The 20,375-nt window shown below is 59.3% G+C and carries 24 protein-coding genes and 1 other RNA gene; 7 read left to right on the top strand and 18 right to left on the bottom strand.

From position 1 onward, the window contains the following. Positions 1 to 304: 304 nt before the first annotated feature. Together rnpB and rsmI are read right to left on the bottom strand one after the other, a co-directional pair. Positions 305 to 658: RNase P RNA component class A (gene rnpB / locus LGQ10_RS24830), an RNA gene on the bottom strand. Between the two features lie 72 nt (positions 659 to 730). After that, the gene (gene rsmI / locus LGQ10_RS24825; protein ID WP_226526185.1) at positions 731 to 1,585 is read right to left on the bottom strand and encodes a 16S rRNA (cytidine(1402)-2'-O)-methyltransferase; all 855 of its coding nucleotides are present in this window, start codon (positions 1,583 to 1,585) and stop codon (positions 731 to 733) included. Between the two features lie 217 nt (positions 1,586 to 1,802). Between rsmI and LGQ10_RS24820 the strand changes: the two genes are divergently transcribed. From LGQ10_RS24820 to LGQ10_RS24805, 4 genes are all read left to right on the top strand, one after another. Continuing rightward, positions 1,803 to 3,614, top strand: coding sequence for a penicillin-binding protein activator (locus LGQ10_RS24820; protein WP_226523498.1), 1,812 nt, complete (start codon positions 1,803 to 1,805; stop codon positions 3,612 to 3,614). Continuing rightward, a complete protein-coding gene (locus LGQ10_RS24815; protein WP_226523497.1) occupies positions 3,614 to 3,985 on the top strand; it encodes a YraN family protein in 372 nt (123 codons plus the stop codon). Before LGQ10_RS24820 ends, LGQ10_RS24815 begins: the two co-directional genes overlap by 1 nt. A gap of 104 nt (positions 3,986 to 4,089) precedes the next feature. Then, the gene (locus LGQ10_RS24810; protein WP_226523496.1) at positions 4,090 to 4,683 is read left to right on the top strand and encodes a phosphoheptose isomerase; all 594 of its coding nucleotides are present in this window, start codon (positions 4,090 to 4,092) and stop codon (positions 4,681 to 4,683) included. Next, positions 4,680 to 5,258, top strand: a complete 579-nt coding sequence (locus LGQ10_RS24805) for a BON domain-containing protein (RefSeq protein ID WP_226523495.1) — start codon at positions 4,680 to 4,682, stop codon at positions 5,256 to 5,258. The genes LGQ10_RS24810 and LGQ10_RS24805 overlap by 4 nt, the downstream gene beginning before the upstream one ends. 49 nt (positions 5,259 to 5,307) lie before the next feature. On the opposite strand, the gene LGQ10_RS24800 is transcribed toward LGQ10_RS24805, so the two are convergent. The 7 genes from LGQ10_RS24800 to rplM form a co-directional block, all read right to left on the bottom strand. Then, the gene (locus tag LGQ10_RS24800; RefSeq protein WP_058433842.1) at positions 5,308 to 5,721 is read right to left on the bottom strand and encodes a ClpXP protease specificity-enhancing factor; all 414 of its coding nucleotides are present in this window, start codon (positions 5,719 to 5,721) and stop codon (positions 5,308 to 5,310) included. A gap of 16 nt (positions 5,722 to 5,737) precedes the next feature. After that, complete coding sequence (locus LGQ10_RS24795) at positions 5,738 to 6,355, bottom strand: glutathione S-transferase N-terminal domain-containing protein (protein WP_226523494.1); 618 nt, start codon at positions 6,353 to 6,355, stop codon at positions 5,738 to 5,740. Positions 6,356 to 6,507: 152 nt separating this feature from the next. After that, a complete protein-coding gene (locus LGQ10_RS24790; protein ID WP_226523493.1) occupies positions 6,508 to 7,290 on the bottom strand; it encodes a cytochrome c1 in 783 nt (260 codons plus the stop codon). After that, positions 7,290 to 8,501 carry a cytochrome b gene (locus tag LGQ10_RS24785; protein ID WP_226523492.1) on the bottom strand — a complete coding sequence of 404 codons (1,212 nt, stop codon included), beginning with the start codon at positions 8,499 to 8,501 and terminating at the stop codon, positions 7,290 to 7,292. The genes LGQ10_RS24790 and LGQ10_RS24785 overlap by 1 nt, the downstream gene beginning before the upstream one ends. Beyond that, a complete protein-coding gene (gene petA / locus LGQ10_RS24780; protein ID WP_011063329.1) occupies positions 8,501 to 9,094 on the bottom strand; it encodes a ubiquinol-cytochrome c reductase iron-sulfur subunit in 594 nt (197 codons plus the stop codon). The genes LGQ10_RS24785 and petA overlap by 1 nt, the downstream gene beginning before the upstream one ends. Before the next feature lie 254 nt (positions 9,095 to 9,348). Next, positions 9,349 to 9,741: a 30S ribosomal protein S9 gene (gene rpsI / locus LGQ10_RS24775; RefSeq protein ID WP_003228056.1), complete on the bottom strand. Its 393-nt coding sequence runs from the start codon at positions 9,739 to 9,741 to the stop codon at positions 9,349 to 9,351. A 14-nt stretch (positions 9,742 to 9,755) separates the two neighbouring features. Beyond that, positions 9,756 to 10,184 (bottom strand): 50S ribosomal protein L13, encoded by a 429-nt coding sequence (rplM, locus tag LGQ10_RS24770; RefSeq protein WP_007928449.1) that lies wholly within the window; start codon positions 10,182 to 10,184, stop codon positions 9,756 to 9,758. A 247-nt stretch (positions 10,185 to 10,431) separates the two neighbouring features. Here rplM and LGQ10_RS24765 point away from each other — a divergent pair, with 247 nt between their 5' ends. Continuing rightward, complete coding sequence (locus tag LGQ10_RS24765) at positions 10,432 to 11,472, top strand: NADP(H)-dependent aldo-keto reductase (RefSeq protein WP_226523491.1); 1,041 nt, start codon at positions 10,432 to 10,434, stop codon at positions 11,470 to 11,472. Between the two features lie 77 nt (positions 11,473 to 11,549). On the opposite strand, the gene LGQ10_RS24760 is transcribed toward LGQ10_RS24765, so the two are convergent. Next, on the bottom strand, positions 11,550 to 12,686 hold the full coding sequence (locus tag LGQ10_RS24760; RefSeq protein WP_058433847.1) for an acyl-CoA dehydrogenase family protein: 1,137 nt from the start codon (positions 12,684 to 12,686) through the stop codon (positions 11,550 to 11,552). Positions 12,687 to 12,929: 243 nt separating this feature from the next. Here LGQ10_RS24760 and LGQ10_RS24755 point away from each other — a divergent pair, with 243 nt between their 5' ends. Further along, positions 12,930 to 13,829 (top strand): GlxA family transcriptional regulator, encoded by a 900-nt coding sequence (locus tag LGQ10_RS24755; protein ID WP_226526184.1) that lies wholly within the window; start codon positions 12,930 to 12,932, stop codon positions 13,827 to 13,829. Positions 13,830 to 13,871: 42 nt separating this feature from the next. On the opposite strand, the gene zapE is transcribed toward LGQ10_RS24755, so the two are convergent. From zapE to LGQ10_RS24740, 3 genes are all read right to left on the bottom strand, one after another. Then, on the bottom strand, positions 13,872 to 14,966 hold the full coding sequence (zapE, locus tag LGQ10_RS24750; RefSeq protein ID WP_058433849.1) for a cell division protein ZapE: 1,095 nt from the start codon (positions 14,964 to 14,966) through the stop codon (positions 13,872 to 13,874). Positions 14,967 to 15,054: 88 nt separating this feature from the next. Beyond that, positions 15,055 to 16,410: a tryptophan--tRNA ligase gene (locus tag LGQ10_RS24745; RefSeq protein WP_226523490.1), complete on the bottom strand. Its 1,356-nt coding sequence runs from the start codon at positions 16,408 to 16,410 to the stop codon at positions 15,055 to 15,057. A gap of 24 nt (positions 16,411 to 16,434) precedes the next feature. Then, on the bottom strand, positions 16,435 to 17,064 hold the full coding sequence (locus tag LGQ10_RS24740) for an alpha/beta hydrolase (RefSeq protein ID WP_226523489.1): 630 nt from the start codon (positions 17,062 to 17,064) through the stop codon (positions 16,435 to 16,437). A gap of 144 nt (positions 17,065 to 17,208) precedes the next feature. Here LGQ10_RS24740 and LGQ10_RS24735 point away from each other — a divergent pair, with 144 nt between their 5' ends. Further along, complete coding sequence (locus tag LGQ10_RS24735; protein ID WP_058433852.1) at positions 17,209 to 17,643, top strand: YhcB family protein; 435 nt, start codon at positions 17,209 to 17,211, stop codon at positions 17,641 to 17,643. Positions 17,644 to 17,723: 80 nt separating this feature from the next. Here LGQ10_RS24735 and LGQ10_RS24730 read toward each other — a convergent pair whose 3' ends face one another. From LGQ10_RS24730 to LGQ10_RS24710, 5 genes are all read right to left on the bottom strand, one after another. Then, positions 17,724 to 18,464 (bottom strand): OmpA family protein, encoded by a 741-nt coding sequence (locus LGQ10_RS24730; protein ID WP_058433853.1) that lies wholly within the window; start codon positions 18,462 to 18,464, stop codon positions 17,724 to 17,726. A gap of 110 nt (positions 18,465 to 18,574) precedes the next feature. Then, entirely contained in the window at positions 18,575 to 19,219 is a 645-nt protein-coding gene (locus tag LGQ10_RS24725) for an MBL fold metallo-hydrolase (RefSeq protein WP_226523488.1), read from the bottom strand. A 56-nt stretch (positions 19,220 to 19,275) separates the two neighbouring features. Further along, positions 19,276 to 19,776: a methylated-DNA--[protein]-cysteine S-methyltransferase gene (locus tag LGQ10_RS24720; protein WP_226523487.1), complete on the bottom strand. Its 501-nt coding sequence runs from the start codon at positions 19,774 to 19,776 to the stop codon at positions 19,276 to 19,278. Positions 19,777 to 19,923: 147 nt separating this feature from the next. Continuing rightward, positions 19,924 to 20,172, bottom strand: coding sequence for a hypothetical protein (locus LGQ10_RS24715; RefSeq protein WP_226523486.1), 249 nt, complete (start codon positions 20,170 to 20,172; stop codon positions 19,924 to 19,926). After that, the gene (locus tag LGQ10_RS24710; RefSeq protein ID WP_226523485.1) at positions 20,153 to 20,335 is read right to left on the bottom strand and encodes a hypothetical protein; all 183 of its coding nucleotides are present in this window, start codon (positions 20,333 to 20,335) and stop codon (positions 20,153 to 20,155) included. Before LGQ10_RS24710 ends, LGQ10_RS24715 begins: the two co-directional genes overlap by 20 nt. Positions 20,336 to 20,375 lie beyond the last annotated feature (40 nt).

Here is a 20,375-nt window from a genome sequence, read left to right as displayed (position 1 = left end):
CGCTTCTCCAAATTTTAGCGTTTTTCGTTCAAAAAACCCACTTCATGCCACTTTCTGCCACTTGCGCACACTATAGGAATGCGCCCACACCACCGTCAAGGCGCGTAGCGACGGAAAACCCTTATAGAACGGAGATTTAGGACGCTTAAAGGAGGGGAAACGAGAAATCGGGAGGCGCCCAGCAGCAATAACTTCACACAGCTCAGTAAGCTGTATCGCGAAGTTAAAGTAATTTGTTAAGAGTAAGAATTTTTCGGTATTACAAAAACGTTTCTGCTATTGAATCAAGCAGGAAGGGAAAGAGGTGGAGAGTCGATCTGTAAGCCGGGTTCTGTCGAGGACAGTCATTCCTCTACGATGGCCATCGCTGGACATCTTTAGCAACCTACCCGGTTCCAGCGCGGGCCACGCCTTGGAACCCTATTTGGTCTTGCTCCGAGTGGGGTTTACCTAGCCACGAACTGTTACCAGACGTGCGGTGCGCTCTTACCGCACCTTTTCACCCTTACCGGCACCGAAGTGCTTAGGCGGTTATTTTCTGTGGCACTTTCCGTAGGCTCACGCCCCCCAGGCATTACCTGGCACTCCGCCCTATGGAGCCCGGACTTTCCTCCCCCCTCTAATTTTCATAGAGGGCAGCGACTGTCCAATCGACTCTCCGCCGCGCAGGTTAACGGCAGAGCGACCCAAGAACAAGCGATAAAAGCCTTTGGCCACTCTGCTACGCCATTTATTGCTCTTTCTGTTTTTCCAGAGCGATCTGGTACAGCACGTTTTTACGCTCTCCGGTGATCTCGGCTGCCAACGCAGCAGCCCTTTTAAGTGGCATTTCCTTGAGCAGCAGATCCAGGATGCGCATCGCCTCGCTGCTGATCATCTCGCCAACTTCTGGAGCAGACCATCCCGCCACCAGCACTACACACTCTCCACGCTGCTGGTTGGAGTCGGATTCGACGAACTGACGCAGTTCGGCAAGCGGCAAACCCTTGAGCGTCTCGAACGCCTTGGTCAGCTCACGGGCCAGCAACGCTGGCCGATCACCACCGAACACCGCCTCCATATCCTGCAGGCACTCGAGGATGCGATGGGGAGCCTCGTAGAAAATCAGCGTGCGCGGCTCTTCACGGACCTGTTCCAGGCGCGCCCGACGACCGGTGGCCTTGGCCGGCAGGAAACCTTCGAAAATGAAACGATCTGACGGCAGCCCCGCCGCAGACAATGCCGCTATCAATGCGCAGGCCCCAGGAACCGGGACCACATTGATCCCGGCAGCACGGGCCTGGCGTACCAGGTGGTAACCCGGATCGGAGATCAACGGCGTGCCGGCATCAGAGATCAGGGCAACGTCATCGCCCGCCAGCAGGCGCGCGATGAAACGACTGCCCTCATCGCGCTCGTTATGCTCATGGCAGGCCGCCAAAGGCGTGGAAATACCGAAGTGCTGCATCAGACGCTGGGAGTGCCGAGTATCCTCGGCGGCGATCAAGGACACCTCGCGCAACAGTTTCAGGGCCCGGGCACTGATATCGTCCAGGTTGCCGATAGGCGTCGCGACGACATAAAGCGAGCCGACAACGGAATTCATGGAACCTGGAGCAGTCAAAGCGCACACCTCGCGATCAGCAAAAGCGCCATTGTAGCGCGTTGAAGACATCTCAATGCGCATCGCGCACCCTCGAGCGTGAATGACACAGCAACAATTGCACTCGCTAAATAGATGGTTTATCGCCAGCAACATCGCGCCCCGGCCAGCGCTTGGGTACAATTGAACGTTCATTTGATCGAGTATCAGGAACACTTACATGATCGCTTGCCTGCGGCTGTTTATCGCCCTCTGCCTGGCTACCCTTCTGGTGGCTTGCGCCAGCTCGCCCTCCTCCAGCCTTGGCGAACTTCCACGGACACCGGATGCCAGCATCGAGCAACTGCTCGAGCAGGCCGCCACCAGCAAAAATCCCGACAAGGCAGCACTGCTGCGGCTGAGCGCTGCCGACATGGCCTACCGCCAGGGTAATGCCGGACGCGCCGGGCAGATCCTGCAACAGGTCCAACTGGACCAACTCAAGCCCGCCCAGCAAATCTTCGCCAGCACACTGACGGCGGAGCTGGCCATGGTCCGCAACCAGCCCAAGGCTGCGCTGACGGCCCTGAGTCATCCAAGCCTGCAACACTTGAGTGAGCTTCCCGCCACCCAACAGATTCGGACACTCAGCATTCATGCTCGCGCCCTGGAGGCCGACGGCCAAACCCTGGCTGCGGCCAAGGAACGAATCACGCTGGCTCCCCTGCTGAAGGATGACGCTGCGGCAAAAAATCACGAAGCCATCTGGGCCCTGATCGCCGCCCTGCCCACCGACCAACTGCAACCTGCCGGGAACGACGACCTGAGCGGCTGGATGGGCCTGGCGCTGGCGGTCAAGACCGCAGGCACACTGGAACAGCAACAGGCAGCCATCGACAACTGGCGCGCCCAGAACCCGAAGCACCCGGCAGCCCTGCAACTGCCGCAGCCGCTGATCAAGCTCAAGGAACTGGCCAGCCAGTCCGTATCGAAAATTGCCCTGCTATTACCACAGGATGGCCCGCTGGCGGCGGTCTCCAAGGCCTTGCGCGAAGGTTTCATGGCCGCTCACTACCAAGCCCAGCAAGCCGGCCAGAAACCGCCCAGCATCGAATTCTATGACAGCTCCCGACTGAGCTCGCTGGACGAGTTCTATCGCAAGGCCCAGGCGGATGGCGTACAGCTGGTGGTCGGCCCACTGGAAAAACCACTGGTCAAGCAACTGGCTGCACGCCCCCAGCTACCGATCACCACCTTGGCCCTGAACTACAGCGAAGGCGAACAGGCTCCGGCACAACTGTTCCAGTTCGGCCTGGCCGCCGAAGACGAGGCCCGCGAAGTGTCTCGCCGCGCCCGCGCTGACGGCCTGCATCGCGCTGCGGTGCTGGTGCCCAAGGGCGAGTGGGGCGAGCGCGTACTCAGGGCGTTCCGCCAGGACTGGGAAGGCAATGGTGGCACCGTGCTGGGTATCGAGCGGGTGGACCAGCCCGTCGCACTGGCCCAGCAGATTGCCAATCTGTTCCAGTTGCGCCAGAGCGAAGCACGAGCCAAGAGCCTGCAGAGCACTGTCGGCGCCCAGGTGGCGGCACAACCGTCACGACGCCAGGACATCGAATTCATCTTCCTCGCCTCCACTCCACAGCAGGCCCAGCAGATCAAGCCGACCCTGAACTTCCAGTACGCCGGCGATGTTCCTGTGTATGCCACCTCCAACGTGTTCAGCGCCAGTGGCGATCAGAACCAGTACAACGACATGAACGGCATCATGTTCTGCGAGACACCATGGCTGCTGGACGCGAACGGCACGCTGCGACGCCAGGTCACCGCCCAATGGCCTCAGGCCGGCGGTAGCCTGGGCCGCCTGTATGCAATGGGCGTCGACGCCTACCGCCTGGCTCCGCGCCTGGGACAGCTCAAAGCCCTGCCTGATAGCCGCATCGAAGGTGAATCCGGCAGCCTGGGCATCACTGCCGGCCAGCGGATCGAACGCCAGCTGCCTTGGGCCAAGTTCGTCAGCGGCCAGGTCACTCGCCTGCCCGACACACCACGCTGATGCATCAAGGATCACGCCAGCAAAGCGGACGGGATGCCGAGAGCCTTGCGCTCGAGCATCTCCAACGACAGGGTCTGCGCCTCCTGGCGCAGAACTGGCTGTGCAAACGCGGCGAGCTTGATCTGGTCATGCTTGACGGCGATACAGTAGTATTCGTCGAAGTCCGCTACAGACAACACACACAATGGGGTGGCGCTCTGGGCAGTATCGATGGGCGCAAGCGCCAAAAACTGATCCTTGCCGCGCAGTTCTTTCTGCAGAGCGAATCACGCTGGTCCAATCACCCCTGTCGTTTCGACGTGGTCGCCATTGACGGCACTCCAGGTGCGCAAGCCCAGTTGAACTGGCTACGTAACGCCTTTGACGGCTGAAAGACGCCCATAGGCCGCGCCTACTTCCAATCAATTTCTTTGCTCTTTGCTTTGCGGGCTGCACATTCACGTGCCACCAAGCCGCGCTACTTAAGGTCACACAGATGGACATGCAATCCCGAATTCGCCAGCTTTTCCAAGCCAGCATCGACACCAAGCAACAGGCGATGGACGTACTTGCACCGCACATCGAGCAAGCCAGCCAGGTAATGGTCAACGCCCTGCTCAACGAAGGGAAAATGCTGTCCTGCGGCAACGGCGGTTCGGCTGGCGACGCCCAGCACTTTTCCTCCGAACTGCTTAATCGCTTCGAGCGTGAACGCCCCAGTCTGCCAGCCATCGCCCTGAGCACCGACAGCTCGACCATCACCTCGATCGCCAACGACTACAGCTACAACGAAGTCTTTTCCAAGCAGATCCGTGCCCTGGGGCAGCCCGGCGACGTACTGCTGGCCATTTCCACCAGCGGCAACTCCGCAAACATTATTCAAGCGATCCAGGCCGCACATGATCGCGAAATGATTGTCGTAGCATTGACTGGTCGCGACGGCGGCGGCATGGCTTCCCTGCTGCTGCCCGAAGATGTCGAGATTCGCGTACCCGCCACCGTCACTGCACGCATTCAAGAAGTCCACCTGCTGGCGATCCATTGCCTCTGCGATCTGATCGACAGCCAACTGTTCGGGAGTGAAGAATGACCTCTAATCGCCTTGGCCTCCTGGCCTTGACCTTGTGCCTGAGCATCACTGGTTGCAGCTCGGTGATTACCGCTACCCGCGATAAACCCATCGACGATGACCGCGGCACCCGCACCTTCGGTAGCAAGATCGACGACTCACTGATCGAGACCAAAGTCGCCGTGAATGTCGCCAAGGCCAGTCCGGACCTCGAAAACAACTCCCACATCGTCGTCACCAGCTTCAATGGCATCGTGCTTCTGGCCGGCCAGACACCACGCCCAGACCTCAAGGCCACGGCCGAGCAGGCCGCCAGCGAAGTGCAGCGCGTCAAGAAAGTGCATAACGAATTGCAGGTTCTGCCACCCTCTGGATTCCTGGCTCGACAGAACGACAGCTGGCTGACCACCAAGATCAAGACCCAGATGCTTGCCGACGCCAGTGTTCCAGCCTCGCGCATCAAGGTGGTGACGGAAAACGGGATCGTCTACATGCTGGGACTCCTGACCCAGCAAGAGGCCGCCCAGGCCACCAACCTGGTACAAGGCGTGTCTGGCGTGCAGAAGATCGTCAAGCTGTTCGAATACATCGACTGAGCTGCGTCCCGGGCACAAAAAAGGCGATCCAACCGGATCGCCTTTTTCATTACTTGACCACCTTCAGACTCGGCCTGCCGCTTGGGCGCGGCGGCTCGCTGTCCGGCGGCGGCATATCATCGTCCGGCTCGATATCATCCTCTTCGTCCAGAGGCGATTCCAGATCGAAGACCATGCCCTGACCATTCTCCCGAGCATAGATCCCCAGGATTGCGCCAATCGGCACGTGCAGGCTGTGAGGCACGCCACCAAAACGCCCCTCGAAGGTCACAGCATCGTTATCCATGTGCAGATGACGTACAGCACTGGGAGAAATGTTCAGGACGATCTGGCCGTCACTGGCAAAACCCTGGGGCACTTCCACCGCAGGGTAATCGGAGTTGACCAGCAAGTGCGGGGTGCAATCGTTGTCCACAATCCACTCATAGAGCGCGCGGACCAGATAAGGTCGACTGGAGTTCATAGCGGCTCCTTAAGCCTCAGCGCATGTCACGTTCGACACCAGACAGACTTGCCTGGAAAGCCTCACGTGCAAATTGACGTTCCATATAATCAAGCAGCGGCTTGGCCTGCCGCGGCAGCTCAATACCCAGGACCGGCAATCTCCAGAGTATTGGCAGTAGGCAGCAATCCACCAGGCTTTGTTCCTCACTGAGGAAAAACGGCTTGTCGGCGAACAACGGCGACACACCGGTCAGGCTTTCCCGCAACTCCTTGCGCGCCAGCACCCGCGCGGCCTCCTTGGTCCGAGAATCAAGAATCAGGTCCACATGCCCACACCAGTCACGCTGGATACGATGTATCAGCAGACGGCTATTGGCTCGCGCCACAGGATAGACCGGCAGCAATGGGGGATGCGGATAGCGCTCATCCAGATACTCCATCACCACAGTCGACTCCCACAACGCCAAGTCACGATCGACCAGCGTAGGCAAGCTCCCATAGGGATTCACTTCGATCAGCTTCGGCGGCTGACGGCCCGCCTCCACACTGATGATCTCGGCGCTGACACCTTTCTCCGCAAGCACAATGCGCACCCGGTGGGAATAGTGGTCGGCGGGGTCGGAGTAACAGGCCAACCGATTGGTCACGCCCATGGCGATCCTCCTCGCGTGTTGAAATTATCGAAAGCAGAAAAAACGAGCGCGCCCTGAGGGCGCCTCTGGTAACCCCCGAATGATACAGGGTTGTTACAACTTCAGAGACGCCCTTGGGCGCGCGCGTTCAACAACGGATGCTTAAAGCGGTATCAATGCACATCTTTCCAGTATTCGCGCTTGAGCAGATAGGCGAATACGAAGAAGAAGGCCAGGTACAGGAGCACATAGGTGCCAATACGCTGGTGCTGCAGCTTGACCGGGTTGGCCGAGTAGGCCAGGAACGTCACCAGATTCTTGACCTTCTCATCGAACTGAGCCTCGTTGAGAGTACCGGTGTTTTCCTTGACGGTCAGCTGATCACAGGCCTCATGAGTCAGTGGCGTGCCAGTCAGCGGGTCGAACTGCTTCTTGCCATCCTCGACAATCTGCACCTGCTTGCAGCCGACCACCTGGCGCCCTTGCAACCCGACCAGAACGTTCGGCATGCCCACATTCGGGAACACCTTGTTGTTCACACCCCAAGGGCGTGCCGGATCTTCGTAGAAGGACTTCAGGTAGCCATACAGCCAGTCAGTGCCACGAACGCGAGCCACCAGGGTCAGGTCCGGCGGAGCAGCACCGAACCAGGTCTTGGCGTCCGCCGGCTGCATGCCGATGTTCATGTGGTCACCAATCTTCGCACCGGTGAAGACCAGCTTGCTCATCATCAGGTCATGAGGAATGCCCAGGTCATCGGCAACTCGCTCGTAGCGCTGAAACTTCGCGCTGTGGCAACCCATGCAGTAGTTGGCGAAGGTCCGCGCGCCGTCCTGCATGGCGGCCTTGTCGGACAGGTCGATATCGACCTTCTCCAGTTCAGGACCACCGTGCTCGGCCGCGAAGGACAGTACAGGCATAGCAGCAAGAATCAGTACAGCAAATAGCTTTTTCATCAGCCAGTCACCCTTTCCGGAACCGGTTTGGTCTTCTCGAGCCTGGTGTAGAACGGCATCAGAATGAAGTAGGCGAAGTACAGGAAGGTACATACCTGCGACAGCAGCGTACGGCCTGGAGTCGGCGCCAGAACACCCAATACACCCAGGATCACGAACGAGATGCAGAACACCAGCAGCCAGATCTTGCTCAGCCAGCCCTTGTAACGCATGGACTTGACCGGGCTACGGTCGAGCCAAGGCAGTACGAACAGCACGGCAATCGCAGCACCCATGGCGATCACGCCCATGAGCTTGTCCGGCACCGCACGCAGGATCGCGTAGAACGGAGTGAAGTACCAAACCGGAGCAATATGCTCAGGCGTCTTGAACGGGTTGGCCTGTTCGAAGTTCGGCTTCTCGAGGAAGTAACCGCCCATTTCCGGGAAGAAGAACACGATCGAGCAGAAGACGAACAGGAACACCACTACGCCGACGATATCTTTCACGGTGTAGTAAGGGTGGAAAGGAATGCCGTCCAGCGGGATGCCGTTCTCGTCCTTGTTCTTCTTGATGTCGACACCGTCCGGGTTGTTCGAGCCCACTTCGTGCAACGCCAAGATGTGCAGCACCACCAGACCAAGGATCACGATCGGCAGGGCAACAACGTGCAGGGCGAAGAAGCGGTTCAGGGTGATTCCGGAAATCAGGTAGTCACCGCGGATCCACTGGGTCAGGTCATCACCGATGACCGGGATCGCACCAAACAGCGAGATGATCACCTGCGCACCCCAGTAGGACATCTGCCCCCAAGGCAGCAGATAGCCCATGAAGGCCTCGGCCATCAACGCCAGGTAGATCAGCATACCGAACAGCCACACCAGCTCGCGTGGCTTCTGGTACGAACCGTAGAGCAGGCCACGGAACATGTGCAGGTAGACCACGATGAAGAACGCCGAAGCACCGGTGGAGTGCAGCAGGCGCAGGATCGCGCCGTACTCGACGTCACGCATGATGTATTCAACGGAAGCGAAGGCCTCTTCCGCCGAAGGGGTGTAGCTCATGGTCAGCCAGACACCGGTTACGATCTGATTGACCAGAACCAGCAGCGCCAGGGAGCCAAAGAAATAGAAGAAGTTGAAGTTCTTCGGAGCGTAATACTTGCTGAGATGGTCTTCCCACATCTTGGTTGCGGGGAAGCGCGCATCAACCCAATCCATGAACTTGCTCATCACGCTTTCTCCGTGTCGACGCCAATGACGATGATGTCATCCGACTCATAGGAATGCGGGGGTACTGGCAGGTTCAACGGCGCAGGCTGCGACTTGTAGACACGACCAGCCAGATCGTAGTGGGAGCCGTGGCAAGGGCAGAAATAGCCACCTACCCAGTCCTTGCCCAGGTCCGCGGGCGCCACTTCAGGACGGAAGGTCGGAGAACAGCCCAGGTGGGTGCAGATACCGATCAGCAGCAGAATCTCTGGCTTGATCGAACGCACTTCCGGGTCGACGTAGGTTGGTTGTACTGAGTTCTTGGAGTCAGGGTCAGACAGCTGGCCCTCGATCTTTTTAAGATTCCCCAGGATTTCCTCGGTACGGCGGACGATGAATACCGGTTGACCACGCCATTCAGCAATCATCTGCTGACCTGGATCGATCTTGCTGATATTCACCTTCACCGGTGCACCTGCGGCTTTCGCCTTGGCACTGGGAAACCATGACCCCACGAACGGGACCGCAGCCCCCACCGCTCCAGCAGCACCCACCACGGATGTGGCTGCCACCAAGAAGCGACGCCGGCCTGCATTCACGCCGTCATTGCTCATTCAGTCCTCTCCCATCAGCTTTGTGGCCTGTTAAATCAGGCATCTACTAAGTAAAAATCTGAACTTATAAAAATTTTGCAGAATGGTAATGAAAAGCCCCTATTCTGACAAGGTAATTACCAAGCCGACTCTGCGCCAAGCCTTGTAGTATAGGGCCTCCACGGATGTGGCAAGTTGTCACACAGCAAATTTCGAGCAATAAAAAACGCCCAGCTCCGAAGGAGGCTGGGCGTTTTTTTGAACGCAGTAGCGAATTAACGCTTGGAGTATTGCGGACGCTTACGCGCTTTACGCAGACCCACTTTCTTACGCTCAACTTCACGCGCGTCACGGGTTACGAAGCCAGCTTTACGCAGTGCGCTGCGCAGAGTTTCGTCGTAATCCATCAGGGCGCGAGTGATGCCGTGGCGGATTGCGCCAGCTTGACCACTTACACCGCCGCCGATAACGGTGACGTAGATATCGAACTTCTCAACAGTTTCGGTCAACTCCAGCGGCTGACGAACTACCATGCGGGCAGTTTCGCGACCGAAGAAGTTATCCAGGGAACGGTTGTTGATCGAGATATTGCCAGTGCCCGGACGCAGGAAAACGCGTGCGGTTGCAGTCTTGCGACGGCCAGTGCCGTAATTTTGAGTCGCCGACATAATGAACTATTCCGTTAAATCTTCAGTTCTTGGGGCTGCTGAGCAGTATGAGGGTGAGCAGCGCCCGCATATACTTTCAGCTTACGGTACATGTCGCGACCCAGCGGGTTCTTAGGCAGCATGCCTTTTACCGCGGTCTCGATCACGCGCTCAGGGGCCTTGGCGATCAGCTTTTCGAAGTTGATCGACTTGATGCCGCCCGGGAAACCGGAGTGGGAGTAGTACATTTTGTCAGTGGTTTTAGCACCAGTAACACGTACCTGCTCGGCATTGATCACGACGATGTAGTCGCCAGTGTCAACGTGAGGAGTGTACTCAGGCTTGTGCTTGCCACGCAGACGGCTCGCGATTTCGGTAGCCAGACGACCCAGGGTCTGACCAGCGGCGTCGACGACGAACCAGTCGCGCTTTACTGTTTCCGGTTTAGCAGTAAAAGTTTTCATTCTTTATAGCCTCAGGGGCCGCCCAGCAAAATAGACGGCGGATCTTACTGAATAGTGCTTACTTTGACAAGGTCAAAGGCAGCCGAACACGGACGCTTTCGGGGGCTCGGGTCAGCGCGTCTCATATACGGCAAGATTCTTCGGCAGGCGGGGCATCACTTCCACCGCTGAAAGAGCTGGAGGATTATGCAGATTGCGAAAAAAAATTCAACCTGCTTTTATGGTTGCTTTGCCGAGGAAGTACCCAATGGACTACCGCCAACTGGGCCGAACCGACCTGAAAGTGAGTGCCATCTGCCTGGGCACCATGACCTGGGGCGAGCAGAACACCGAAGCTGAAGCCTTCTCCCAGATCGAACGGGCCAAGCACGCTGGAATCAACTTCATCGACACCGCCGAGATGTACCCGGTACCGCCCAGGGCCGAAACCTACGCCACCACTGAACGCTACATCGGCAACTGGTTCAAGCAGCGCGGCGACCGGGCCGACTGGATCCTGGCCAGCAAGATCGCAGGCCCGGGCAACACCATCGACTACATCCGCGACAAACACCTCAAGCACAACCGCCAGCACATCGTCGAAGCGGTAGACGCCAGCCTCAAGCGCCTGCAAACCGACTGGATCGACCTCTACCAATTGCACTGGCCGGAACGCAGTACCAACTTCTTCGGCCAGCTCGGCTACAAGCACAAGGCCGACGAAGACTTCACGCCACTGGAGGAAACCCTCGAGGCCCTGGACGAACAGGTTCGGGCCGGGAAGATCCGCCATATTGGCCTGTCCAACGAAACTCCGTGGGGCACCATGAAGTTCCTCGCGCTGGCCGAAAGCCGTGGTTGGCCGCGCGCGGTTTCGATCCAGAACCCCTACAACCTGCTCAATCGCAGTTTTGAAGTGGGCCTGGCAGAAATCGCGATTCGCGAACAATGCGGTTTGCTGGCCTACTCCCCCCTGGCATTCGGTGTCCTGTCCGGCAAGTACGAAGGTGGCGCCCGCCCCGCCACGGCACGACTGAGCCTCTACAGCCGATTCAGTCGCTATTTCAACCCACAGTCGGAAGCCGCCTGTAGCCGTTATGTTGCCCTGGCTCGCGAGCATGGCCTGGATCCGGCGCAAATGGCTCTGGCCTTCGTGACTCAACAGCCATTCGTGACCAGCAACATCATCGGTGCCACCACCCTGGAGCAGTTGGACAGCAACATCGCCAGCGCCGAGCTGACGTTGTCGGAAGAAATCCTGGCCGGCATCGACGCCATCCACAAGGACCACCCAAACCCAGCCCCCTAGGCGATGATCGGCTCTACTTGCCTGCCAGCGGGCAGCCTGCCCGTTTCGCCGGCAAGTACGATCCGGCCCGAATGCCTCTACAGCGAACGGGCGATGATTTCCTTCATGATCTCGTTGGTCCCGGCATAGATCCTCTGCACCCTGGCATCGGCCCAGGCCCGGGCTATCGGGTACTCCCACATGAAACCGTAGCCACCGTGCAACTGCACGCACTCATCCAGGACTTTGCACTGCAGGTCGGTAACCCAGTACTTGGCCATGGCTGCCGTTGGCACATCGAGCTTGCCCTTCAGATGCAACTCCAGGCAACGATCGACGAATACCCGACCCACCTGGGTTTCGGTGGCCATCTCCGCCAGCTTGAAGCGACTGTTCTGAAATTCGGCGATCGCCTTGCCGAATGCCTTGCGCTCCCGGGTGTATTCCAATGTCCACTTCAGCGCCGCCTCGGCGCTGGCCAGGCCGGCAATCGCCACGGTCAAGCGCTCCTGGGGCAACTCCTGCATCAGGTAGGCGAAACCCGCCCCGGCCTGCCCCAGAAGGTTTTCCTTGGGCACTCGCACATCCTGGAAGAACAGTTCCGAGGTGTCCTGGGCCTTCATCCCGACCTTTTCCAGGCGCTTGCCCTTGGTGAACCCCGGCGTATCGGCTTCCACCAGGAACAGGCTCGTCCCCTTGGCGCCCGCCTTGGGATCGGTCTTGGCCACCACGATCACCAGGTCCGCCAGGTAGCCGTTGGTAATAAAGGTCTTGGAACCGTTGATCACATACTCATCGCCATCGAGCACTGCCGTGGTCTTCACCCCCTGCAGGTCGGAACCGGCTCCAGGCTCGGTCATGGCAATCGCGGTGACCATCTCGCCCGAGACCATCCTCGGCAGGTACTTGTGCTTCAGCGCCTCACTACCGTAATGCAGGATGTAGGGCGCGACGATGTCCGAATGCAGGGAAAAGCCAATGCCGGTCAAACCCAGGCGGCCGACCTCCTCGATCACTACGGTGCTGTAGAGAAAATCCGCCCCCAACCCGCCGTACTCCTCCGGGATATGCGAGCACAGCATCCCCGCCTCCCCCGCCTTGCTCCACAACTTGCGATCGATGTAGCCCTGCTTTTCCCAATCGCCATGGAAAGGCACCGCATCTTTTTCAAGGAAGGTACGCACGCTGTCACGGAAGAGTTCGTGTTCGGAACTGAACAAGGTTCTGGGAATCATGCAGCCACCTGTGGTTGTTGTTTATCGACTCTGGCTGCCAGAGCCTAAGCCCAGCCACCGGCACGGGACACTGGACACATCCGACAAAAAATAAGACGATCCAGCCGTCTGGTGACCACTTTCCCCTATAAGAACAATTGAATTATGTCTAACCAAACTACCACGCCCTTGCGGCGCGTCAGCATCCTGGCTATCGATCGGGTTTTCGCCTCCACCCTCATGCAAGCCAAGGATTTTTTCCACCTGGCCAGCCTGCGCTACGGCAAGCAGCTGGGCCATGGCCTGACCCCAGCTTTCGAGACCCGCCTGGTCAGCCCCGACGGCCTGCCGGTTTGCAGTTTCAGCGATGTGATCATGCCGGTGGACGGTCCGCTGGAAGATACCGATGTGATCATCCTCCCGGCCTTCTGGGACGATTTCGATTCCCTGTGCCAGCGCTATCCACAGATACTGCCCTGGCTGCGCGCCCAGCACGCTCGCGGAGCGGTGCTCTGCGGTGAAGCCACCGGAGTCTTCTGGCTGGCCGAGGCCGGACTGCTCGATGGCAAGGAAGCCACTACCTACTGGCGTTTCTTCAGCGCTTTCTGCGAGCGCTTCCCCAAGGTCCAGCTCAATCAGGACAAACACCTGACCGACGCCGACAACCTCTACTGCGCCAGCGGTACCACCTCGGCCTGTGACCTCTATATCTACCTGATCGAACGTTTCTGTGGCGCCAACGTGGCCCAGGCCGTGGCCCGGGATATCCTCTACGAGGTCCAGCGCAGCTACGCTCCGGGACGCATCGGTTTCGGCGGCCAGAAGCTGCATCAGGACGTGATCATCCTGCAGATCCAGCACTGGCTCGAAGAACACTTCGCCGACAAGTTTCGCTTCGAGGATGTGGCCCGGGAGCATGGCATGAGCATTCGCAACTTCATGCGCCGCTTCCAGACAGCTACCGGCGACAAGCCCCTGCACTACCTGCAGCGCCTGCGAATCGAGACCGCCAAGGGCCTACTGTCGGGGACGCGCAAGAGCATCAAGACCATCAGCTACGAAGTCGGTTATGACGATGCCAGCTTCTTCGCCCGGCTATTCCGCCAGCACACCGAGCTATCCCCCAACCAGTACCGCCAGCAATTCCAGCAGCAGGCAGCATAAAAAAAGGGCCTGCATTGCAGGCCCTCTTTCATAGGTTCGGCTTTACGGCTTGTGGGCCCGCGAAAGGAACTCGTGGGACTGCATCTCCAGCAAACGACTGAGGGTCCGCTGGAACTCGAACATCAAGCGGCCACCCGTGTAGAGGTCCTTGAGTTCCACCTCGGCGGAAATGATCAGCTTGACGTTGCGATCGTAGAACTCATCAACCATGTTGATGAAGCGCCGGGCGATGTCGTCGGTGGCAACGCCCATCTGCTCCACGCCGCTGAGCAGGACCGCATGGAAAATCTTGCCCAGCTCGATGTAGTCGTTCTGGCTGCGAGGACCGTCGCACAACTCGCGGAAGTCGAACCAGGCCACATCGTCACAGGTGCGCACGGCCCGGATCTCACGATTCTCGATGATCAGCACATCGTTTTCCACGGCTTGGGTGCACTCTGGCGTCAGGGCCCGAAAGCTCTTGCGCAGGCTTTCGTGGGCGACTTCATCCAGTGGATAGTGGAACAGCTCGGCCTGCTCCAGATGACGCAGGCGATAGTCGACACCGCTGTCGACGTTGACGATTTCAGTGTTCTGCTTGATCAGGGCAATGGCCGGCAGGAAGCGAGCACGCTGCAGGCCATCCTTGTACAAACCATCCGGCACGATGTTCGAGGTGGCCACCAGGGTGACGCCATTCTTGAACAGCTCCTCCATTAGCGTGCCGAGAATCATCGCGTCAGTAATGTCGGATACGAAGAACTCATCGAAGCAGATAACTCGCGCCTCTTGCGAGAAACGCTTGGCAATGATGGTCAGCGGGTTCTTTTCGCCACCCAGGGTCTTCATTTCCTCGTGGACACGCTTCATGAAACGGTGAAAGTGCGTCCGTACCTTTTCCTTGAACGGCAGCGCTTCGAAGAAGGTGTCGACCAGGTAAGTCTTGCCGCGTCCTACGCCGCCCCAGAAGTACAAGCCCTTGACCGGCGCCTGGTCCTTCTTGCCAAAGAGCTTGCCGAGCAGGCCCGGCTTGTTGTGCCCGGCCGCGATCAGATCGTCATACAGGCGCTGCAGATGACGCACAGCAGTCTCCTGTGCCGCGTCATGAAAGAAGTCCGGGCGTTTCAGATCTGCTTGGTATCGTTCTAGGGGCGTCATAATTCGTTAGCAAGGTAACAAAAACGGGCCGTCACTTTAGCGACGGCCCCGGGGAATGGCAATCAGCCCTTGGTCGGGAAGACTGCGCTCAGTCCTGGGCAGGCGCCAGGGCAATCCGTACTTCCTCGATGGTCGCATCACGGGTAGCCGCGTCGGCAAACACCGCGCTGTCGGCCACGCAAGCGCCATCCAGCCAGAGACTGAAGCTGCTGGCTTCAGTACGCAGGTCCAGCTCCTGGCCCGACTGCAGCTGCTTGCTCGCCGCACCGGCAGCCTTGCCGTCGGCGAAGTTGCGCGACAGCAGCAACTGCTCGCCATCGGCAGACAACAGGCGGAAGCGGAAGCTGCCATCGTCCTCGCGAAAGCTGACGATCCGCGCAGCCTTGGCGGCCTTTTTCTTGGTGGTAGCGGCAACCTGCACCTGGTTTTCGAAGGAACGCAGGCCCACGGCTTCGCGCAACTCGGCGAGGAACGGCGTGGCCACGTTGCGGGCCTTGGCCGCACCGGCCTGGAGGATATCTTCAAGGTCCGATGGACGGGCAATCAACTGGTGGTAACGCTCGCGAGCCTCGCCCAGCTCGCCGTCCAGCAACTGGAACAGGCGGCTCTTGGCTTCGCCCCAACCCAGGCCCTGCAGCAGCTCGCCACGGAACTCGGCGGCTTGTTCGACCGTGGAGAACGCCTGGAACAGGGTGAACAGGTGGGAGTTGTCCGGGTCCTTGGCCTCTCCCGGCGCCCTGGAGTCGGTGACGATGCGCGAAATCGCGTCCTTCATGTCCTTGGCGCTGGTGAACAACGGAATCGTGTTGTCGTAGCTCTTGGACATCTTGCGACCGTCCAGGCCTGGCAAGGTGGCAACGCTTTCCTCGATCAGCGCTTCGGGCATGGCGAAGAAGTCCTTGCCCTGACCAAACAGATGGTTGAAGCGCTGGCCAATGTCTCGGGCCATCTCCACGTGCTGGATCTGGTCGCGGCCCACCGGCACCTTGTGCGCATTGAACATCAGGATGTCGGCAGCCATCAGTACCGGGTAGCTGTACAAGCCCATGGTGACGCCGGCATCCGGGTCTTCACCGGCTTCGACGTTCTTGTCCACCGAGGCCTTGTAGGCATGGGCACGGTTGAGCAGGCCCTTGGCCGCGACACAGGTCAGCAGCCAGGTCAGTTGCGGGATTTCCGGGATATCGGACTGGCGATAGAACGTCACGCGATCCACATCCAGGCCACCGGCCAGCCAGGTCGCGGCGATCTCCAGGCGCGAACGCTGGATGCGCAAGGGATCATCGCACTTGATCAGGGCGTGGTAATCGGCCAGGAAATAGAAGGAGTCGGCATTGCTGTCGCGACTGGCGAGGATCGCCGGGCGAATCGCCCCGGCATAGTTGCCCAGGTGCGGCGTGCCGGTGGTAGTGATGCCGGTGAGGATGCGCGTACGAGTAGTCATGGGTAATCGCTTATCAGACTGCTATCAATTTGAAAGTCGCGGCAGCACCAGATCCTTCAGATCGGTGAGCTTGCCATGAAAAAAGTGCCCGCATTCTGCCACTTTCAGCAGCTCATGGGGGCGAACCAGAGCATCGGACCAGTCATAGACGGCCTGAGGGTCGATGACCTCGTCGGTCTCCGGCTGGATCAGCGTCAGGGGGCAGCCGTGCGGCAGCGTGTCGGTGTCACGCAAGCGGGTCACCGCCGCAGCCACCATGAACAGGTGCTTGAGCGGCACCCCCCGGGCTTCAAGGCGTCCGCCCAGGCTTGCAGCAACGAAACCACCGAAAGAGAAACCCAGCAACGTCAACGGTAACTGCGGATGCTTGGCCAGCAACCAGTGGGCCGCGGCTTCGGCATCGTCGACTTCACCGCTGCCCATGTCATGGCTGCCTTCGCTGGCGCCGACGCCACGATAGTTGAAGCGCAGGGTAATCAACCCGGCATCCCGCGCAGTACGCTGCAAGGTGGACACCACCTTGTTGAGCATGGTGCCGCCCTGTACCGGGTTCGGATGGCAGATCAGCGCCACGCCGCGAGCGTCGGGCACCTCCAGATACAGCGCTTCCAGTTGGCCCACGGGGCCGGCAATCACTACAGGGGTTTCACGCATTAGCAAGGAAGGAACTCCGTGACCTCGAAGGGGGTCGACTCGTCTAGCAAATGGTCTGTGCCAATCTATTGCGAGTGAATCGCGGTATACAGCGCAGGTTCGAGCCGTTAACGTAAAGCAAAGCCGTTTATAGAGGAAGGACTCGTGGAACACTCGCTCTTAGTTTGGTTGTTGCCGACTCTTGCCCTGGTTGCGGGTGTCGCCATTGGATTCCTGGTCGCTCGCCTGCTGCCCAATGCGGCGCCTAATCGCACGCAGCGTCAGTTGGATGATATTCAGGAACGTTTCGACAATTACCAGAATGAAGTAGTAACGCACTTCAACAGCACCGCCAACCTGGTGAAGAAACTCACCCAGAGCTACCAGGAAGTGCAGGATCACCTTGCCGAGGGCGCCAACCGCCTGGCCCTGGACGAACTGACCCGCCAGCGCCTGCTGGCCGCCCTGCACTCCGAATCGGTGCAGGCTCCCCGCGAACGCCTGACTCCACCACGGGACCAGGAACCGCCACGGGACTACGCGCCCAAGACGCCGAACGCCCCGGGCATGCTCGACGAGCAATATGGCCTGAAGAAGTAACCGGCTCCTGCCAGCCAACAAAAAGCCCGCCCGACTTTCATCGGGCGGGCTTTTTTATGCCTCGGCTCACAGCGGTTCGATCAGTAACCCTGCTGATAGGGCTGCTGGTATTGCTGTTGGGCCGGCTGCTGGTATTGCTGGCCAGGAATCGCCTTCAGGTTGACCTCGACCCGACGGTTCTGGGCACGGCCGTTGACGTCTGCGTTACTGGCAATCGGATTGTCCGGGCCGGCACCACGCGAAGACAGGTTGGAGCCGCTCACGCCCTGGGACGTCAGGTAGGTAGCCACGCTCTGGGCGCGACGCTGAGACAGATCCATGTTGTGCTGGCGACTGCCAGTGCTGTCGGTATAGCCGACGATCTCGATCTGGTTCTGGCTGAACTCACGCAAGGAGTTGGCCAGGTTGTTCAGCGGTTGGTAGAAGCTGGGAGCAATGTTTGCCGAATCAGTGGCGAATGTGATGTTGCCCGGCATGATCAGCTTGATCTGGTCACCCTGGCGCTGCACCTCGACCCCGGTATTGGCCATGCTGGCGCGCAACTTCTTCTCCTGCTGGTCGGCGTAGTAGCCATAACCGGCGGCGGAGGCACCGACCACCGCAGCGCCGATCAATGCGCCCTTGCCACGGTTGTTGTGGTCGATTGCGGCACCAGCCAGCGCACCGGCCAAGGCACCAAGGCCACCATATTTCGCAGTTTTGCTCATGCCCGACGAGCCGCCGTCGGCCTGCCCCTGGTTGTCATAGGGGTTAGGCGAAGCGCAGCCGGACAGCAAGGCCACAGCAGAAGCGACAACAATCAAACGACGCGAGGTGAACATGGAAAGCTCCTACATTTTCATTCTGTGATGCAGAGGACGTTGGCATCAGACCTTTGCCGGCGTTGGAACACGCCGAACGGCAAAAATTCCATGAGTGATCGAGCAAAAGCTCAGGCTCTCACGAACGGGTTCTGACGCATCTCATCGCCCAGCCGCGTGTCTGGACCGTGCCCGGCAACCACTGTGGCGTCTTCATCGAGGGTATACAGACGCTGCTTGATCGAGCGCACCAGGGTCGCTTGGTCGCCACCCCACAGATCCGTACGTCCGACCCCGCGCTTGAACAGCGTGTCGCCGGTAATCAGAAGCTTAGCCTCGGAAAACCAAAAGCTCATGGAGCCTGGCGTATGTCCCGGCGTGTGCAGGGCCACACCGCAACCGCAGGCCAGCTCCTCGTCATCGCCCAGCCAGCGGTCCGGAGACGGCACCGGAGTATAGGGCACGCCGAACATGCTGCATTGCATTTCCAGGTTGTCCCAGAGGAACTGGTCATCCTTGTGCAGGTGCAAGGTGGCGCCGGTTTTTTCCTTCATCTGCCCCGAAGCCAGGAAATGATCCAGGTGGGCATGGGTATGGATAATGCTGACCACCTTCAGGCCCAGGGCATCGAGGCGCGCCATGATCAGGTCCGGGTTGCCGCCCGGATCGACAACGATGGCTTTGCCGGTCAACGGATCGCCGATGATCGTGCAGTTGCACTGCAACGGCCCGACAGGGAAGGTTTCGCGGATAAGGTTGGGTTTGGCGGCGTCCATGGGAATGTTCCAGAAAAACGAAAGGACATTCTGGCACAACAGCCGCCCCTGCTCATTCAGAACGCCAGTGGCAGCGTTTCCCCACCTTCGAGCGCCAACAGGAACTGCTTGGCTTCGAGCCCCCCGGCAAAACCGGTAAGGCTGCCCGAAGCGCCGATCACTCGATGGCAGGGAGTGACGATGGAGATCGGATTGCGCCCATTGGCCGCGCCCACCGCACGCACGGCGCTGGGGTTGCCGATCTGCCGGGCGATCTGGCTGTAGCTGCGGGTTTCACCGAACGGAATGGTCAGTAGCGCCTGCCAGACCTTGCACTGGAACTCTGTACCGAGGAAGTCCAGTTCGAGGTCGAAGCGCTTGCGCGTACCGGCGAAGTATTCCCGCAACTGTCGCTCGGTTTCCAGCAGCTGTGGATGCTCCGGGGCTTGCTCGAGCGGGCCGAGGCGCACCCGGTTCTGGCGCTCCTGTTCCCAGAGAATCGCGGCAAGCTTCGCGCCCCTGGCCACCAGGGTCAGCTCTCCCACGGGAGAGGGGATGATCTTGAATACACAGGACATGTCGGGGACTCCTTCAATCCGCCAAGGGAATCGGACCGGCCTCCTTGTGGAGCTCCAGCCCTGATGTCCCTCACTATAAATCGGAGTTCGAACACAAGAACCACGCATCTTGCGCTCGAACTCGACGGAGAACCCTGCGCCTGCGAACTAGCTGTCGTCTTCGACCAGGTAGCAATTGTCACTGCTGCTGCGGTGGCCATAAGTATCGACGATAAAGGCTCCGCGTCCCTGGCCACACTCGAGCAGGTGCACCGGGGACAGTTCGCGCTGCTTATCGACCTGCGCGTTGAAACGCACGATGTAGACGCCCAGGGAAACCGAGATACACAGTATCAACACCAGGCACAACACCAACTGATCGGTGTAGCTGGCTTCATCACAATGCGCTGGCGACATAATCCTGACCTGCACGTTCGGCGTTCTGCCCAATCAGGAACCAGCTCAGCGGCCCGCCCTCACCCATGCGCACCAAGGGCGCCCTGGAAGGCAGGACAAAGGCCATCAGGCCCAGGAGGATCAAGACCAGCAGGATGCCTCTGATCACCGAAGACAGGTTCATGGCGGCGCCACGCTCGAGAAAAGTAGGTTTGCAGACTAGC

The sequence above is a fragment of the Pseudomonas sp. L5B5 genome (assembly GCF_020520285.1).
GTDB lineage: Bacteria > Pseudomonadota > Gammaproteobacteria > Pseudomonadales > Pseudomonadaceae > Aquipseudomonas.
Note: the sequence above shows the minus strand (reverse complement) of the source record. Positions and strands in the feature narration are given on the sequence as shown.

Excerpts from the sequence above, each read along its gene's own strand:
- rsmI (WP_226526185.1), bottom strand. The coding sequence starts at position 1,585 with ATGAATTCCGTTGTCGGCTCGCTTTATGTCGTCGCGACGCCTATCGGC.
- LGQ10_RS24820 (WP_226523498.1), top strand. The coding sequence starts at position 1,803 with ATGATCGCTTGCCTGCGGCTGTTTATCGCCCTCTGCCTGGCTACCCTT.
- LGQ10_RS24815 (WP_226523497.1), top strand. The coding sequence starts at position 3,614 with ATGCATCAAGGATCACGCCAGCAAAGCGGACGGGATGCCGAGAGCCTT.
- LGQ10_RS24810 (WP_226523496.1), top strand. The coding sequence starts at position 4,090 with ATGGACATGCAATCCCGAATTCGCCAGCTTTTCCAAGCCAGCATCGAC.
- LGQ10_RS24805 (WP_226523495.1), top strand. The coding sequence starts at position 4,680 with ATGACCTCTAATCGCCTTGGCCTCCTGGCCTTGACCTTGTGCCTGAGC.
- LGQ10_RS24800 (WP_058433842.1), bottom strand. The coding sequence starts at position 5,721 with ATGAACTCCAGTCGACCTTATCTGGTCCGCGCGCTCTATGAGTGGATT.
- LGQ10_RS24795 (WP_226523494.1), bottom strand. The coding sequence starts at position 6,355 with ATGGGCGTGACCAATCGGTTGGCCTGTTACTCCGACCCCGCCGACCAC.
- LGQ10_RS24790 (WP_226523493.1), bottom strand. The coding sequence starts at position 7,290 with ATGAAAAAGCTATTTGCTGTACTGATTCTTGCTGCTATGCCTGTACTG.
- LGQ10_RS24785 (WP_226523492.1), bottom strand. The coding sequence starts at position 8,501 with ATGAGCAAGTTCATGGATTGGGTTGATGCGCGCTTCCCCGCAACCAAG.
- petA (WP_011063329.1), bottom strand. The coding sequence starts at position 9,094 with ATGAGCAATGACGGCGTGAATGCAGGCCGGCGTCGCTTCTTGGTGGCA.
- rpsI (WP_003228056.1), bottom strand. The coding sequence starts at position 9,741 with ATGTCGGCGACTCAAAATTACGGCACTGGCCGTCGCAAGACTGCAACC.
- rplM (WP_007928449.1), bottom strand. The coding sequence starts at position 10,184 with ATGAAAACTTTTACTGCTAAACCGGAAACAGTAAAGCGCGACTGGTTC.
- LGQ10_RS24765 (WP_226523491.1), top strand. The coding sequence starts at position 10,432 with ATGGACTACCGCCAACTGGGCCGAACCGACCTGAAAGTGAGTGCCATC.
- LGQ10_RS24760 (WP_058433847.1), bottom strand. The coding sequence starts at position 12,686 with ATGATTCCCAGAACCTTGTTCAGTTCCGAACACGAACTCTTCCGTGAC.
- zapE (WP_058433849.1), bottom strand. The coding sequence starts at position 14,966 with ATGACGCCCCTAGAACGATACCAAGCAGATCTGAAACGCCCGGACTTC.
- LGQ10_RS24745 (WP_226523490.1), bottom strand. The coding sequence starts at position 16,410 with ATGACTACTCGTACGCGCATCCTCACCGGCATCACTACCACCGGCACG.
- LGQ10_RS24740 (WP_226523489.1), bottom strand. The coding sequence starts at position 17,064 with ATGCGTGAAACCCCTGTAGTGATTGCCGGCCCCGTGGGCCAACTGGAA.
- LGQ10_RS24730 (WP_058433853.1), bottom strand. The coding sequence starts at position 18,464 with ATGTTCACCTCGCGTCGTTTGATTGTTGTCGCTTCTGCTGTGGCCTTG.
- LGQ10_RS24725 (WP_226523488.1), bottom strand. The coding sequence starts at position 19,219 with ATGGACGCCGCCAAACCCAACCTTATCCGCGAAACCTTCCCTGTCGGG.
- LGQ10_RS24720 (WP_226523487.1), bottom strand. The coding sequence starts at position 19,776 with ATGTCCTGTGTATTCAAGATCATCCCCTCTCCCGTGGGAGAGCTGACC.
- LGQ10_RS24715 (WP_226523486.1), bottom strand. The coding sequence starts at position 20,172 with ATGTCGCCAGCGCATTGTGATGAAGCCAGCTACACCGATCAGTTGGTG.
- LGQ10_RS24710 (WP_226523485.1), bottom strand. The coding sequence starts at position 20,335 with ATGAACCTGTCTTCGGTGATCAGAGGCATCCTGCTGGTCTTGATCCTC.